Source organism: Paenibacillus sp. 2RAB27 (genome assembly GCF_052115445.1).
In the GTDB taxonomy this organism is placed as follows: domain Bacteria; phylum Bacillota; class Bacilli; order Paenibacillales; family NBRC-103111; genus Paenibacillus_E.
This window is the reverse complement of the sequence record NZ_JBFRGR010000010.1, coordinates 36,572-51,847: the sequence shown is the minus strand read 5'-3', so window position 1 is coordinate 51,847 and position 15,276 is coordinate 36,572. Positions and strand designations below refer to the sequence as shown.

General features: G+C 45.3%; 14 protein-coding genes. 2 read left to right on the top strand and 12 right to left on the bottom strand.

The genetic code is table 11. The features are described 5' to 3' along the window. Positions 1 to 12: 12 nt before the first annotated feature. Positions 13 to 1,113 carry a GerAB/ArcD/ProY family transporter gene (locus tag AB4114_RS16010; RefSeq protein WP_441989337.1) on the top strand — a complete coding sequence of 367 codons (1,101 nt, stop codon included), beginning with the start codon at positions 13 to 15 and terminating at the stop codon, positions 1,111 to 1,113. Between the two features lie 171 nt (positions 1,114 to 1,284). Here the strand turns inward: AB4114_RS16010 and AB4114_RS16005 are convergent, their stop codons facing one another. Continuing rightward, the gene (locus AB4114_RS16005; protein ID WP_441989336.1) at positions 1,285 to 1,776 is read right to left on the bottom strand and encodes a GNAT family N-acetyltransferase; all 492 of its coding nucleotides are present in this window, start codon (positions 1,774 to 1,776) and stop codon (positions 1,285 to 1,287) included. A gap of 33 nt (positions 1,777 to 1,809) precedes the next feature. Further along, complete coding sequence (locus AB4114_RS16000) at positions 1,810 to 2,247, bottom strand: GNAT family N-acetyltransferase (RefSeq protein ID WP_441989335.1); 438 nt, start codon at positions 2,245 to 2,247, stop codon at positions 1,810 to 1,812. A 171-nt stretch (positions 2,248 to 2,418) separates the two neighbouring features. Between AB4114_RS16000 and AB4114_RS15995 the strand changes: the two genes are divergently transcribed. After that, on the top strand, positions 2,419 to 3,291 hold the full coding sequence (locus AB4114_RS15995; RefSeq protein ID WP_441989334.1) for an AraC family transcriptional regulator: 873 nt from the start codon (positions 2,419 to 2,421) through the stop codon (positions 3,289 to 3,291). Between the two features lie 654 nt (positions 3,292 to 3,945). Here the strand turns inward: AB4114_RS15995 and AB4114_RS15990 are convergent. The 10 genes from AB4114_RS15990 to AB4114_RS15945 all read right to left on the bottom strand — a co-directional run bounded on the left by AB4114_RS15990 (position 3,946) and on the right by AB4114_RS15945 (position 15,183). After that, positions 3,946 to 4,818 (bottom strand): alpha/beta hydrolase, encoded by an 873-nt coding sequence (locus tag AB4114_RS15990; protein ID WP_441989333.1) that lies wholly within the window; start codon positions 4,816 to 4,818, stop codon positions 3,946 to 3,948. A gap of 778 nt (positions 4,819 to 5,596) precedes the next feature. Next, the gene (locus AB4114_RS15985; RefSeq protein ID WP_441989332.1) at positions 5,597 to 5,794 is read right to left on the bottom strand and encodes a hypothetical protein; all 198 of its coding nucleotides are present in this window, start codon (positions 5,792 to 5,794) and stop codon (positions 5,597 to 5,599) included. Beyond that, positions 5,791 to 7,023 carry a CynX/NimT family MFS transporter gene (locus tag AB4114_RS15980; protein ID WP_441989331.1) on the bottom strand — a complete coding sequence of 411 codons (1,233 nt, stop codon included), beginning with the start codon at positions 7,021 to 7,023 and terminating at the stop codon, positions 5,791 to 5,793. Before AB4114_RS15980 ends, AB4114_RS15985 begins: the two co-directional genes overlap by 4 nt. 216 nt (positions 7,024 to 7,239) lie before the next feature. Continuing rightward, positions 7,240 to 7,800: a helix-turn-helix domain-containing protein gene (locus AB4114_RS15975; RefSeq protein ID WP_441989330.1), complete on the bottom strand. Its 561-nt coding sequence runs from the start codon at positions 7,798 to 7,800 to the stop codon at positions 7,240 to 7,242. A 581-nt stretch (positions 7,801 to 8,381) separates the two neighbouring features. After that, a complete protein-coding gene (locus AB4114_RS15970) occupies positions 8,382 to 9,410 on the bottom strand; it encodes a FecCD family ABC transporter permease (protein WP_441989476.1) in 1,029 nt (342 codons plus the stop codon). Beyond that, the gene (locus tag AB4114_RS15965) at positions 9,403 to 10,410 is read right to left on the bottom strand and encodes a FecCD family ABC transporter permease (RefSeq protein WP_441989329.1); all 1,008 of its coding nucleotides are present in this window, start codon (positions 10,408 to 10,410) and stop codon (positions 9,403 to 9,405) included. The genes AB4114_RS15970 and AB4114_RS15965 overlap by 8 nt, the downstream gene beginning before the upstream one ends. A 10-nt stretch (positions 10,411 to 10,420) precedes the next feature. After that, positions 10,421 to 11,428, bottom strand: coding sequence for an ABC transporter substrate-binding protein (locus AB4114_RS15960; protein ID WP_441989328.1), 1,008 nt, complete (start codon positions 11,426 to 11,428; stop codon positions 10,421 to 10,423). Positions 11,429 to 11,528: 100 nt separating this feature from the next. Further along, positions 11,529 to 13,121 carry an AraC family transcriptional regulator gene (locus AB4114_RS15955; protein ID WP_441989475.1) on the bottom strand — a complete coding sequence of 531 codons (1,593 nt, stop codon included), beginning with the start codon at positions 13,119 to 13,121 and terminating at the stop codon, positions 11,529 to 11,531. A gap of 85 nt (positions 13,122 to 13,206) precedes the next feature. Beyond that, the gene (locus tag AB4114_RS15950) at positions 13,207 to 13,926 is read right to left on the bottom strand and encodes a 4'-phosphopantetheinyl transferase family protein (protein ID WP_441989327.1); all 720 of its coding nucleotides are present in this window, start codon (positions 13,924 to 13,926) and stop codon (positions 13,207 to 13,209) included. A 123-nt stretch (positions 13,927 to 14,049) separates the two neighbouring features. After that, positions 14,050 to 15,183, bottom strand: coding sequence for a serine hydrolase domain-containing protein (locus AB4114_RS15945; protein ID WP_441989326.1), 1,134 nt, complete (start codon positions 15,181 to 15,183; stop codon positions 14,050 to 14,052). Positions 15,184 to 15,276: the final 93 nt, after the last annotated feature.

Sequence of the window (15,276 nt, the reverse complement as noted above, 5' to 3'; positions counted from 1 at the left end):
AAGGAGTCAGCGATGTTCGAAAAAGAGAAAATCAGCCTGCGCCAATTTAAAATATTAGTTTTACTATTCAGCTTGGGCAGTACGATCCTAATCGTGCCTTCTGTCCTTACGGCTTTTGCCCGTCAAGATGGGTGGTTGTCTGCAGCCTTAGGTATCACTATAGGAGGAGGTGTGATAGGCCTCTATGTAACGCTGGGTAATCGGTATCCGAATCACTCCTTAATGGCCTATAGCGAGTTGATCCTAGGAAAATGGTTAGGCAAAGTCATAAGCATCCTCTTCTATCTATTTTTCCTTATCATAGCCTCATTAGTTCTTCGTAATGTCGGTGATTTTATTACAACCATTATCATGCCAGAGACGCCCATTCAAGTTATTCACTTTGTATTCCTGCTGATTATTATGCTCGGAGCAGTGTTGGGCTTAGAAGTGATTGCCCGTGCTGGGGAGATTTTCCTACCTTGGGTTCTGTTGTTTATTGGTGTGCTTATTGGCTTTCTGATTCCACAGATTAAAATTGAACGCTTACCACCTATATTTGAAGCAAGTACCAAAGCTATTATTCACGGAAGTTTGTCGGTACTTTCTATTCCCTATCTGGAAATGGTCGTTTTTCTGATGGTCTACCCGACTATTCACACCAATTTGAAAAAAGGCAAAGGATTTATTCAAGCAGGCTTTATGGGTGGTGTGGTCATTTTTACCATAACCATTTTATGTATCGTCGTACTTGGTTGGGACTTCACTTCACGCCATACGTTTCCTAGTTACACATTAGCTAAAAAGATCCATCTCGGCGGATTCATCCAACGCATCGAAGTATTGGTCGCGATCATTTGGTTTGTCACCATCTATTTCAAGCTCGTTATTTGCTTCTATAGCTCACTGGTTGGACTGCAGCAAATCTTTAACTTGCGTACCTATCGCCCGTTCGTCGTGCCAAGTGCGCTTATGCTGTTTACACTCGCCTTCCTTGTTTACCCGAACATCATCTATTTCCGAGATTTCGCTTCTAATATTTGGCCTCCATTTGCCCTAACTATCGGGCTGTTCCTGCCTTTAGGTTTGTTGATTGTATCTTATTTTAGACCTGTTGGAAGGTCGAATAAATGAATGGGGGATCGTTATCGCTTCTTCATCCAACATAAACACCTGTCGCAGAAATGGAGCAGCGATTAGCCAAAATAATTGAAGCGTTAAATATTGAATCGATCGGTCATCCTCATCATCAAAGATTTACCTTCCTTCCTTAGCAACCGGTTTACGTTCACAGCCAGCGTATTATCATGACGAACTGAAAATACGATCCACGAGCTTTTTGCGCATGACATACCAACTATCTATCCGCTCTGGATAAAATTTATGCTCGATGACTTCATAATGTAACCTTTCGTACATCCGAATATTGTCTGGAATGGATAGTCGTACCTCAACCCGAGTTTCCATAATCCCCTGATCTCGTGCTTTGTTTTCCACGAAAGTTAACAGTGCTTTGCAGATGCCCTTCCCCCGAAATTCAGGAAGTACAGACACTCTGCCAATATACATATAATCGTCGACGGGCTTATACCTCGCTGACCCGACCACATTAGCTCCTTCGCATGCGAGTGCTGCTCCACCGCCGATGTTAAATGTATGAATCGTGTGATCCACCGTTTCCTTAAGTGCACCTGAAGGTGGATTGAGCTTACCGTCGTATTCTTTGAATGATGCGATCATGACCTGGTAAATGAGTTCGGATTCGTCGATTGTAGCTTCTCTGATGGGTAAGGTCATCGTTTCTCGACTCCTTATATAGATTTATCAAGCCTAGTTACGAGCCATGTTCCTTACATAATCAGGCATCCTTCGCATATATCGCTCTGTATCGTGCTCAAAATCATACTGCTTGTACAGCTCATGCGCATCCTTCGTACCCAGCAAGCCAACGAGGTCTTTATAATCATCACAGGTTATCAAGCTTTCTACTAGTTTCTTACCGATCCCCATGCCCCTGTAGTCTTCATCAATAAATACATCGCATAGATAAAACATCGTCGCATTGTCCGTTACGACTCTCGCGAAGCCAACTTGTTTGCGCCCTTCATATACGCCATAGCATGCAGAGTTCTCGATCGCGCGAAGCGTCCTTTCTTCCGGTCGTTTATTCGCCCAATAGCTTCGTGAGAGGAAACCTTGGATAACATCTAGATCTAGCCGTTCTTTATTACCGCTGATGACAAATTGGTTCCACGTAATCTCCATCATATCTGCTCCTCTACTGAACTCGGTTCATTGATTTCCATCTATAATACTACATTCCATTGCCATTGCTGAATTCCCTTTTCATCCCTTCGAAAAGTCCTACAAACTTGTGCACGAAATGTCGGATAACCATCTGCAATTCCTGCTATTCTATGGTTAGAGGAGGTCAGAACGATGGATTTGCTTAAAAACATGAACAGCGCGCTCAAGTTTATCGAAGACAACCTGACGGACACGATTGACACGAATGAAGTAGCTCGGATAGCCTTATGCTCCGAATATCATTTCAAGCGTATGTTTTCCTTCCTCGCGGGCATCCCGTTATCCGAGTACATTCGCCGCAGGCGGCTAAGCCTTGCCGCTTTTGAGCTGAGAGACAGTCAGGTCAAAGTCATTGATATTGCCATCAAATATGGGTATAACTCGCCTGATTCGTTCACAAGGTCTTTTCAGAATTTGCATGGTGTTACACCGTCTGAGGCTAGGAATAATGGACAGTCTTTGAAAGCCTATCCGCCTATGACCTTCCAAATCACCATTCAAGGGGGAAGTGAAATGAATTATCGTATTGAGGAAAAAGAAGCGTTTCATATTGTTGGTATTCACAAACGAGTGCCCATTATCTTTAACGGCGTTAATCCTGAAATTGCCGCGATGTGGCAAAGCTTAACTATGGACTTAATTAACACCCTTAAACAACTCTCCAATGTCGAGCCCATTGGTCTAGTAAGTGCCTCTACCAACTTCTCCGAAGGCCGCATGGAGGAAAAGGGAGAGCTTGACCACTATATTGGCGTTGCTACAACGAATCCGTGTCCCGATAATTTCACACAACTCGACGTATCTGCCTCGACGTGGGCGGTATTCGAAGCCATCGGACCGTTCCCCGAAACATTGCAAAATGTATGGGGACGCATCTACTCCGAATGGTTCCCTTCCTCAGGCTATGAACAAGTTGCTGGACCGGAAATGCTGTGGAACGCAGATAAGGATACAACTTCGCCTACGTTTAGAAGTGAGATATGGATACCGGTGAAGAAGATGTAGTGAAAGCAATTGCTAGATCGTGAGGGGGGCCGCTCCTCCCGTTGCCGACCAAAGTGACTTGGAGGATCTCTACAGTAGCATATAGAAAAGCTCCTGGATTCCTGCATAATTGAAGGAATTAGGAGCTTTTGGGGTTAGATTACATCACTATTGGCATGTGGGAGCAGCTTTTCAGTGCATCCTGCTACTGTAGTGATGTTTTTCATTGCTATTGGCAGAGGTTAATGAGTCAGCCGCCGGAGGCTGACATCGAGAAAGCCGTCAGCTAGACGATGACAGTGGCCTTCTCCTTCGGAGCGCTTGGCACCGCGGGCTTCTTGTACTGCACGCCCGCGGTGTCCCGCTCCCGTAGCATGAGGGAGAATCCCCACGCTACCGCAAGAAACCCAGCCGCGCCAAGCAGCGCGATTTGAATGATCCGGCGAGGTCCGAGCTTCCTCGCCGTCCACGGCATGAGCTGAGACGCATCCATGAGGCCAAGCGCCTCGGGAAATGTCGTCAGTCCGGTATGCAACGCGGGCTTTGAACACATCCTGATACATCAGCGGGGAAATTTAGAGCATGCCGAGCAGCCCCGCTGCGGTACACAATGCGATCATGCCTGTCGTAGATACAGGCGATCTACGAACAAGCGCAGTTGGAGCATCGGCTCACTTACCCCCTTCGCAGGAAGCGAACAGCACGACTTACCAGTGCCGGAAGCACCGAAACATGTCCTTCGCCTTCAAACTCATAGAAATGAGCATCTAACTTCTCACTCGGCAAGAGAGCTAAGCGCCCATACAGCTCTTTGGCATTCTCGCTCATATTGCTCGGGTGATTCTTCTCGAGCTCACCGATGGTGATAAGCAGCTTATGTTGAATTTGCCTCTGCTGGAGACCGGAAGTATACTGGTCCTCCTGCTCGCGCAGCATCGCTTTGTTCCAATGGACTGATGGACTGCCTGCAATATAGGTTTGAAACGTGTGCGGCTGCGTGAATAAGGTTTGCAGCACGAAAAGTCCACCTAGCGAATGCCCAAAGACCGCTTGCTGCTTCGTATTAATCGAATTATCACGCTCGATGCGTGGCTTAAGCTCCTCCTCGATGAAAGCCCGAAAAGCATCCGCCCCACCGACTTGAGGTCTTGCAGCTTCTTTGTTGCGTACAGGTAGAGCATCAAGCACTTCTTTCGGCGTTGGCATCGTAAAATCATAAAACCGTGAGGAATCGAACGGCTCGCCTGTCGGATAGCCAATACCCACAACGACTGCCGGGTAGACACCCGTCTTCTCGGGAACGCGTGATTGTACACGCATCGTTTCAACCATCGTGGCAAAAAGCGCATTGGCATCCAGCAAATAGATGACTGGGAATCCTTCAGGCGGCGCCTCCTGCGAAGGCTTAAATACGTAAATTTGATAGGGTTGCTCTCTTGTTGCGCTGTGAAGAAGATACTGCTCTGTGTTTGGTAATGTAAAAGACTGACGGACAACTTCCCTCGAAGGCGTAGTGGTCTCGATGGATGAATGGGGTAAACGGGTCATTGGGTTTCCTTTCTTCTCCTCTCGTTTCAGGTTCAACGATCAGGCTGGATCTAGTGTGTTTACGGATCGATGGATTGTCTATGGGAATAACATTTGATAATGATTCTCATTATTGATTATAGGGGAAGGTAAACACATCGACCATGAACGATATCCACATAATGGAATGGAGAATGTTCAGATCATCGGGGAGGCAGTTCAATGACTAGCTTCTTTGGTGGGGGCGAAAATGTGTTGCGTTGGATGCTGTGTTGGTGGAGATGTGTGGGTTAAGTAGCTAGCTTGTTTGGTGTTGGTTACTCCTCCGTGTGGCGGTTACCTGTAAAATATCCAGTTAAATTCTGTCGATTTTTTTGATTTTCGTGTTTAACTGGATTTCCTACATCTATTTCTGGCGATATCAGTGAAATCTACAACTTCGCTCCAAATTATCTACAGGAAATCCATCTATTTGCTCAAAAGTGCGATTTCCCACCACATTACCTGTAGGAAATCCAGTTAATCCAGTCAGAGTCAATAGCGACGAGGGGGAGGGTGTTTCAAGCAGCTTGTTTGGCAGGCGTACATGTGGTACGTGGATCGATGTGATGGTGGGAGTGCGGGACTTCAACTAACTTGTTTGCCGTGGTAGTTCATGTTGTTCGGTGAAAATAAAGTTTTAGACTGGAGTCGTTGATAAATAAGTTGTAGATTGATCCCTTAAAAGAAGCAGCGGCGGACCAAGACTTGAAAAATAAAGTCTTAGACTGCCGCTGTAGTCATTCAAATAACCTACCCTTTAGTATAACAATGCATCATCTCTGCAATTCCCGAAAGAGTTAATGCATAATGAGGACTGGGTAACTTGATAGCTGTGAAACCTTGTGTGGCTGACACTTCCAAGCATCATTTCTATTATGCCAATTAGCCCACGGCTCCCAATAATAATGAGTTGCTGCTCGGTATCCCCTGCATATTTTAATATCTCATGTATCATCCTTCCCGTGGCAGCTCGTAACTATTTCGGCTACCTACAAAACGGTTTCTTGCTGCTCCTATACCGACTAAAAAGAGCAAGATCGCAGCGCCAAGCAGAATGAAAAGTGGCAGGTTCCAACTATTTGTCGCATCATGCAGATATCCTATAAGAGCAGGACCGACTGCGGCAAAAAGATATCCGATCGATTGCGCCATGCCAGACAGTTTCGCTGCTTGATGCGCATTTTCAGTACGTAACCCCAAAAACATCATGGACAAACTAAAGGCGAAGCCTCCACCTATTCCGAGCATGATGATCCACAACAGAATCATATTGGAGCTTCCGTAAAGAAGTCCAATCGTTCCCGTCAAAAGCAAAATGGTTGTAATGACCACTAACAACCGTTGGCTAGACATGCGCCCAGCAATAACGGGGACAATAAAGGCAAATGGAAGCATAGCTAACTGCATGATCGAGAGGTACCATCCTGATTGGTTTGGATCAATTCCTTGCTGCTTTAAAATTTCAGGCAACCATGCGATCAAAACATAGAAAACCATGGACTGTATACCCATAAACAAGGTTACTTCCCAGGCAATGAGGGATTGCCAAACATTCACATCGTTGCTGGCCATTTTTTGACTCGTCGTGGTTGTTTGCTTCGTATGATTTCTTAATTGGGGTAACCAACAGAGGATTGATACAAAGCTTAGAATCCCCCATATTCCCAATGCTCCCTGCCATTTTAGACCTGCGTTTACGGCTAGAGGCACACTGATTCCCGATGCGATTGCTCCACATAAACTCATTGAAATGGAGTAAACACCTGTCATGGAGCCAATTTTATTTGGGAAATCCCTCTTGATTATACTTGGCAATAATACATTACATACGGCAATTGCGAATCCAAGAATTGCTGTTCCAATAAACAGATTAGCTGCGCCAGATAAAGAACGTATTACAATACCTACAGTCAGAAAGAGCAAGGCGATCATTATGATACGTTCAACCCCATACCTTTGGCCTAATTTTGGTACTAGAGGCGATAACAAAGCAAATGCAAGCAAGGGTACCGTTGTGATCAGGCCTGCTAATGTATTTGAAATATGAACGTCATCCCTTATCAGACTCACTAAAGGACTGACTGATGTTAAGGGAGTACGTAAATTAGCTGCAATAACAATAATGCCGAGAATGATCAGCCCTATAGAGGATGGTACGGCTTTATTATTTTGTTTGTTCGGCATTCTTAATTTCTCCTTCCTGAATTCTTACGTATTATTTGCTTCCTGCTTATTGAAAAAAACGATACATCCGCGCGAATAAATAAAGTATATTATAATATACTTTATTTATCAATAAGTACTTTATAATATACTTTAATTCATCTATAAACAAAAATACAACTCTGAAATTCCCGTCATGGAATTCAGAGTTGTATTTAATAAGTGGAATTTTCGACTTTAGAAATCGTACTTTAAGGATATATGGAGCACTGTTTCGTTATCCGTATGATTGGTATAAGAATGAGGACAATCTGCACGAAAACTGATAGTATCATATTGATTCAATGTGTAAATCTCTCCATTGATTTGAATTTCAATGGAACCAGTCATGACTGTCGCAATTTCAGTTGTATTGACATGATGACCTTCAGGCTGATACGAGCTATTTGGTTGTAAGTAAGCCCGACACATTTCAATATCGTTACTTTTAAAAATTGGTTCAATGATCCAATTTTTTTGATCATTAGAAAACCGCAGTCCTTCACCTGCTCGATACAAACTAGCAGAGTCTTCTGATTTGAATAAAGCCAATAGCGGTAAAGATATACCTTTTGAAATTTTCCAAATAATCGCCAAGGTTGGATTTGTCTCGCCACGTTCGATATTCCCCAGAGTAAGTTTGCTTACGCCCGTTAGTTCCGATAAGTCGTCTAAGCTCATGTTTTTTTCTTTTCTGTACTTTTTCAAGGCAACACCGATTTGTAATACAATTTCTTTTGATTCATTGATTTCATCCATTAGATTCACCTCAACAAAAAACAGTTATAGCTAGTATATTATTTATCTAGATACTTTTCCATACGAGTAGTATTTGATGGTGGACTACACTCCTATGAAAACATAATCTGCCCGTTTAGCTTAATGAAACTTCTTCAGTCTAATACTTTATTTTCTTCTAACACATGTGGTGCGTCGAACGTTGTGATCGTGGGAGTGAGAGGCTTCAACTAGCTTGTTTGGTGTCACTCCCTCTCCCTACGGCGGATTAACTGTATAAACTCCAGCTACTTTCTATGGAATTCCTCGATTTTCTTGTTTAACTGGATTTCCTACATCTATTTCTGGCGATATTAGTGAAATCTGCGATTCCGGCCCAAATTAGCTACAGGAAATCCATCTAATTGCTCGAAAGCGCGATTTTCCGCCAATTTAACTGTAGGAAATCCATCTAATCCGCTCAGATGTGAGTACGAGAGGCAATTGGCACGCGTATAGGTTTGCCCAGCACCGTCTAGCCTCGCTCTGCTCTACCTAGCTCGGCCAGCACAGCCGCAAACAACACAAAAACCGCCCCCTCCCAGGGGCGGTTCCATCACTCTCTATCGGCGATGCTTATTCCGATACAGCAACCAAACAAAGTACGGCACGCCAATAATCGCGATGACGACGCCGACGGGCATCTCCACCGGCGCGAACGCCATTTTGGCGATGAAATCGGAGATCATCACCAAGAGCGCGCCGACAATCGCGCTGACGGGCAGCAGTCGGCGATGCGTTATGCCGACGAGTCGGCGAGCGATATGCGGCGCCATGAGGCCAATAAATCCGATGCCGCCGGAGACGGACACGCAGGCACTTACAATACCGATACTGCTCAGCAGAAGGATCGCTTTCTCTTTGTCCACAGCAGCGCCCAGCCCGCGAACGCTCTCTTCGCTCAGCTGGAACACATCCAGCACAAGAGATCGCCAGATAAGAACTGGCGTCAATATGATCAACCACGGCAGGATGGAGATAATATACTTCCAGTTCGCATTATAGATGCTGCCGGATACCCAGACGGCAGCCATCTCGAAATCTTTAGCATTCATTTTGAGCGTAATGAACACGGTCACTGCAGATAAACCCGAGGCTATTGCGATCCCCGTGAGCAGAAGGCGCTGTGAATCTAGCCTCCCCTCCTTTTGGGAGAAGACATAGATCAGAAGCGCTGCGCCCAGCCCACCGACCAAGCCGACAATAGGCATGGCCAGAATCGCCGCCCAGCCCGTTCCTTTCACCTTCCCTTGAAAGAAAAACAGGAAGATGACCATCGCCATCCCCGCTCCCGCATTGATACCCAGGATGCCCGGATCGGCCAAGTTGTTCCTGGTCAAGCTCTGCACAACTGTTCCCGCCATCCCTAACCCCATCCCCACCAACAACGCGATGACGATACGAGGTAGTCGGAACTCTAATATCACTAAATCATAATCATGCTGCGCATCAATCCGCAGCAGGGTTTTAAACACATCTTTCAACGTAATATCGAAAGCCCCATTTGTCAGGGACATATACGCCGTTAGTAACAGAAGCCCAATACCAACGATAATCTGTAAGGCATAGTACCGATCATTTCTTTTATCGATGAGACTCCCCTCCTCGCGTGCGAATGAGATAGAGGAAGAACGGAACACCGAGGATCGCGGTAACGACGCCAATCGGCATCTCGAATGGATAATTGAGGAAACGACTCAACACATCACACAGCCCCAAGAAAACGGCACCGATCACAGCCGAACATGGAATAATCCATTTGTAATCGATTCCCGTTAGAAACCTTGTGATATGTGGGACAAGTAGGCCAACAAATCCAATTTTACCTGCAATAGCCACAGAAATACCCGTCAGTAATACGACGCTTAATGTCGTTAACAATCTGACCTGCATCGTCTTCTGCCCAAGCGATACGGCGATTTCGTCACCTAATGAGAAGATCGTCACCGACTTGGACATCCATATGGCAAGCCCCAAACCTACAACGGCAAAAGGAACCGCCAGCATAATTAACTGTGGATCCAGTTGATGCAGGCGTGCGTTATACCAGAAGCTAATATTTTGGGAAACTTGAAAATACATCGCAATTGCCGCAGACACACTACTCAGAAACGTCCCAATTAATGTCCCTAGTATCGTTAAACGCACAGGTGACAATCCCCCTGGTAATAGCGAAGCTAGCCCAAATACAATAACGATGCTTAGCGCCGAGCCAGCAAAAGACGCCATAATCATAGCCATCATCGAGGAATAGGGTGCAATGACCATACACAAGGTTACTGCGAATGCTGAGCCATCGGATATCCCCATGATTGAAGGGGATGCCAGATAATTCCTGGTCATCCCCTGCATGAGAGCGCCCGACACCGCGAGGAATGCGCCGACAAGCAGCGCTCCAATTACTCTTGGCAGTCTAGCGTGCATAATAATTTGATGATCGACATCGTTCGCATCAAAATGGACGAAAGCTTCAATGATACGGCTGAAATCCATGCTTTTGGCCCCATATGAGATGGACAGCACGATCGTAAAAAATATCGCGAAAGGTGCTGCCAATAAGATGAGGGTTGGTGCGGGTACTCTCCATTTCATAGCTCTACTCTCACTTTGCTTGAACTAATTTAGAGCCATTAATCGCTTCTAAGAATTTAATTTTACTGTAAGCTGTACCGCCTTGTAGTAATGGATCTACGAGATTCGTATATAATTGGCCATTTTTAACGGCATTAATGTTTTTGAAGATAGGGTTGTTTTTCAAGTCTTCGAACACTTTCGGTGTATCTTTGTTCTCTTCCTCAGAGAATTCAACAATTAAGTAATCCGGGTTCATCTCAGCAAGCTTTTCGAGTGAAACGTTTTGTTGCGCTTTCGCTGACTTCACTTCCGCCGGTACTGTTGCACCAAGCTCAGCGTAGATAGATGGATTAAAGAATACATCCTCAGGGAAGATGAATAAGCTGCCTGCACGTACGCGAATTGCCAATACCTTCTTATCTTTGAAAATAGGACCGATCTTCGCTTTCAAAGCTGCTGAATCCGCCTTGTACTTATCAAGCACTTGCTTCGCTTTATCTTGTTTGCCTGTCAATTCGCCAAGCAAATTCAAGTTATTTTCCYAATCTGTTGCAATGTGAGATACCGGAATCGTCGGTCCCACTTTGGTCATTTTCTCAATCGTCTCCGCAGGAAATTTGGTGCTCATGAGAATAACATCCGGCTTCAGCTTCAAAATCGTTTCAAGGTTCGGCTGTGCTTTCTCGCCTACGCCCTCTGCTTTATCCGTAATTGGCGCGAATACAGCTGGGAATTTCCCACCGACCGTTAGTGCACCAACTGGCTTCACATCTAGAAGCAAAGCATCTTCCAAAGACTCCAGTGCGCCCGTAATAACGAGTTTATCCACTTTTCCAGGGACCGTGTACTCTTTACCCACGTATTTGATGACTCTTGGCCCTGAAGGTGTTGCTGCAGGAGCAGCTGTTGGTGCCACCGAAGCAGCTGGAGTTATTGTACCTGCTGCTGCAGGAGCCGTTTCCGTTTTCCCCCCGCCACATGCCGTCAATCCTAACAGAACCAATGTCGTAATACCGATTGTTGCTAACTTTTTCATTTTTCTTAAATCCCCTCTCTATCCGTTACAAATGATAATCATTCTCATTTAATTATAAAATAAGTTGCCCATGTCGAACATGGACAATATACGGAAGTTCTCATGTACGATTGTCACATAGATGATCATGAATGTCTTGAACCATGCGCTCCATGGCATAAGCAGAGTACTCGCGCCACGGATCAGAGGAAATGAGATGTAGGCGATTTCTGCGTACAACTTTCAGGTCCTGCCATGGGGCAGACGCTCGGATTCGCTCCCAATGCTGCAATGTCTTTGATTCCTGCCGTATGTTGAGAAGCAAATGATCCGCATCGAGATGTGCCAACTCTTCCAGTGTCAAACTTTGGTTATCTGCATATTGCTCTGAGCCCAGCGGCGCCTGTAAACCCAGATCTAGAAAGACATCTCGCATCCCACGTGTCGGGAATAGGAAGAAGCTATCGCCTAATAAGCTGGCAATCAACACTTTATCATTCTGAAGCTCTTCCTGCAGTCGCTCTCGTACGATCTTAATCTCGCGGTTGTAACCGTCTATCCAAGCAACTGCTTCATCTAATGCACCTACAATTTGTGCCGTGGCGTGCAGTTGTTCCTGCCAGCTTTTATCATACAGAGGTACAATATGAACAAGGGCAATTTGAGACAATCGCTCCTTCTCCTTCATTGCCAACTGGTCTGTGCTAATGATGTAATCCACCTGACTATGCTCCAGTGCTTCCACGTTCGTTTCCCAATCCTCATTAAACCGGTAGCCACTCAAGTGCAAAGGGATATCTGTGCGATATTTATTATAGTAGTAGGAACTCCATTTGGGGTGTAGGGGGGCAGCGTAAGGCATGATCTTGAGTGCAAGCAATTGTCCGAGCACCGCCACAGAATAAGCGACGATTCGTTGTCGGCGATTTTTCAAATACTCGGTCGGGGAGACACCAACTTCTTTCTTAAACATGCGGCTAAAATAAAACTCATCATTGTAACCCACTTGGTAGGCAACATCCTTCAAACGTACATCGGTTTGCAGCATCAGCTGCTTCGCCATGTTCACTCTAACTTCTGTAAGATAGTCGATGGCGGTTTTGCCGTACGTTTTTTTGAATAAACTCACGTAATATTTCGGACTAATTTCAGCCATACGTGCGAGCTGTTCAATCGTCATACTTTCTCTAAAATGGGCTTCGATATAGCTCTTCGTACGATCCATAGCGGCCCGTGAGTCGGACTTGGGATTCTGACGAATATGCGTCATCACCCAATGCATCAGTTCTAGAAATAAAGACTGTCCTCGAAATCGCTCCACAGCGCTCTCACTTCTACAGCATGCAAATAGCTGATCACACAGCTGAGTCAGTGTACCCTCGATATGGACACGCAGCTCGCCCATGAGTGGGAAATTCACCTCATCATCTGACGTATCACCCTGAATATCAAAAACAATGAGATACAACTCTGACTTCTGTCCATCACAAAAACCAACCGTTTCGCCAGGCATTAAAATATGTACAGTGTCCGGTTGCATACGAAAAGTTTCCAGATCTATTCTCAAATGGCCTTCACCATGCTTAACAACGATCATGCAGTAAGAAGAAATAAATTGCTGAGCCAAATTTCCCTCTTGAATGAATTGAGCAGTACGAAATTTAAGCCATGTATGATCAAGGCAAAGGAACGTGTCTTCATCTTTAGTCAACACTTCAGACAAGGTAGCAGGCTCCCCTCTATTTATGAAAATGAGAATCATTATCAATTTAAAATTTAGCACAAAAAGCAAAGGCCTGTCAACGATTGACAGACCTAAATGTGCTTAAAATATAGTTTGCATCTGCTCGTTCCGGACCTTTCACGTGTGCCGATGGTTTGCAGCATGTCGTTAAATAGTAGGTATTCGTGTCTTGAGCGCGGGGCAGTTCAAAGGATGAGAGCTGCCACGCCTCGCCGCCTAATAGTTTCAACCCCTCCACACCTTCCGAGATCAAGACTGAGAAGTCGGTAAGCGGCAGCGATAGCCCTTTGCCTACAGCTTTGATATAACTTTCCTTGGCCGTCCAAATCTGATAAAAACGCAGCTGCTTATCCTTATCTTGAGCGCCATTCAGCACGAAGCGATACTCATCCTCCGCAAAAAAGGATCGAGCAATCCCTTCTTCGAAGGCTTGCACGCGTTCCACATCGACGCCGACGGGATCGCTGTCCACCAGACAGACCACCCAATCCCCCGAGTGGGACACATTGAAATGGTAGTTACTCACCCCGCTGAGTCGCGGTTTACCGTAGCTATTGAGCTCGAACCTGATACTTGCATTGTCCATGTGAAGGTCCTCGATAATTCGACTACGAAGCAGCAGATCCGCCATCAATCCTCGGATCAGATCTTCTCGGTGACGAAAGCGATGCAGGCGTGCCCGCTTCTCTTCCGATATATAGGTGAGTCCTTCGGTTACCGCTTCTGGAGTTATTGACGTAATTGGTAATACATATAAACGCGCGATGGTGAACACCTCATTTATGCCACAAATATTCCATTAACCATTCACTCATTTCGATCCAATACCTGCGAATCCTCCTTTTGCAACATGCACACGTAGAAAAGCTGTGTATCCTCTGATACACAGCTTTCCTTTTTACATATAGGGTGTTTCCTCGAAACGTTGTTTCGCTTGCTGCAATTGTTCGAAGGCCAATGGGTTCTCAGAGAGCTGCTTGTTCGACCTTACAGCCTGCACCACGTGGTGCAGCAGACTTTCTGGCATATCCACATCACCGGTATTCGCTGTTAATGCAACAATCATCTTCAATTCCGGAATACCGAAGATACGTCTACCGCCTGAACCCGAAGCATAGAAAATTTCCATTTCCTTGCGACTTCCCTTATTTAAACCTTTGGCAAGTGACTTAGTCCACCAATAATAGCCGTAAGAGCCTTGCGTACCATTACTATAATTTAAAGTTACTCGCTTCATGAATGATGTGCGAATCCAAGATTGGGGAATAATTGACTTTCCTTCCCACTGTCCTTCATTCAGATACAGCAAGCCTAACTTCGCCATGTCCTCCAGTGATAAAGCCAATGCCCACGCGCCAATTGTAATGCCTCGATGATCATGATTCCATTTCACATTCGTTATGCCAAGCGGTTCGAATAACCGCGACTTCGCATATTCAAACATGGACATACCCGTTACTTTCCCTATTACTGCCGAGAGTAAATGCGCATCACCGTTCGAATAGTTAAACACAGCACCAGGCTGATGTTGGGCTGGGCGATTTAGAATATACGCTACCCAATCCGCTGCATGCATCATCTCAGTCGATGATTGTTCCTGATCATTATCCCATGAAAGTCCTGAAGTCATGCTGAGCAGATGCTTCAATTGGATCTTTGATTTTAAAGGATCATTTTCTAACTCTGGAAAAAATGTAGCCAGACGCTGTTCAATCGTCTTCAGTTTTCCCTCTGCTAAAGCAATTCCGATTAATGCTGATGTCACGCTTTTGGTAACTGATTTCATATCTTGCGGAATTCCAGGTTGAATCCCTTCTTTACAAGCATCTGCCACCCATACACCATTCCGGATAACCGCTATACTGTGCACGCCTTGATCATGGAAAACGTCAAAAGTCTTAGCTAACGTAGCTGAGTATAATCCTTGCGCCTCAGGCGTTGATGTTGGCCAGCCATGCGTGGGCCATTGAGCCGGTGGACGGGATGTTGCTTCCATACTACTTCGAGTTGGACTAATCACATTTGTTACCACAAGATCGATCCTTCCAGTTTGGTTTTCCCCTTTTTTCTTGTAATATACAGAAAAAGTGTGAAGCAAATGTGGTGTGAATCTTAAAGAAACCTT

What these genes read in the sequence shown, in the direction of transcription:
- AB4114_RS16010 (WP_441989337.1), top strand. Translation starts at nt 13, where the DNA reads ATGTTCGAAAAAGAGAAAATCAGCCTGCGCCAATTTAAAATATTAGTT.
- AB4114_RS16005 (WP_441989336.1), bottom strand. Translation starts at nt 1,776, where the DNA reads ATGACCTTACCCATCAGAGAAGCTACAATCGACGAATCCGAACTCATT.
- AB4114_RS16000 (WP_441989335.1), bottom strand. Translation starts at nt 2,247, where the DNA reads ATGATGGAGATTACGTGGAACCAATTTGTCATCAGCGGTAATAAAGAA.
- AB4114_RS15995 (WP_441989334.1), top strand. Translation starts at nt 2,419, where the DNA reads ATGGATTTGCTTAAAAACATGAACAGCGCGCTCAAGTTTATCGAAGAC.
- AB4114_RS15990 (WP_441989333.1), bottom strand. Translation starts at nt 4,818, where the DNA reads ATGACCCGTTTACCCCATTCATCCATCGAGACCACTACGCCTTCGAGG.
- AB4114_RS15985 (WP_441989332.1), bottom strand. Translation starts at nt 5,794, where the DNA reads ATGATACATGAGATATTAAAATATGCAGGGGATACCGAGCAGCAACTC.
- AB4114_RS15980 (WP_441989331.1), bottom strand. Translation starts at nt 7,023, where the DNA reads ATGCCGAACAAACAAAATAATAAAGCCGTACCATCCTCTATAGGGCTG.
- AB4114_RS15975 (WP_441989330.1), bottom strand. Translation starts at nt 7,800, where the DNA reads ATGGATGAAATCAATGAATCAAAAGAAATTGTATTACAAATCGGTGTT.
- AB4114_RS15965 (WP_441989329.1), bottom strand. Translation starts at nt 10,410, where the DNA reads ATGAAATGGAGAGTACCCGCACCAACCCTCATCTTATTGGCAGCACCT.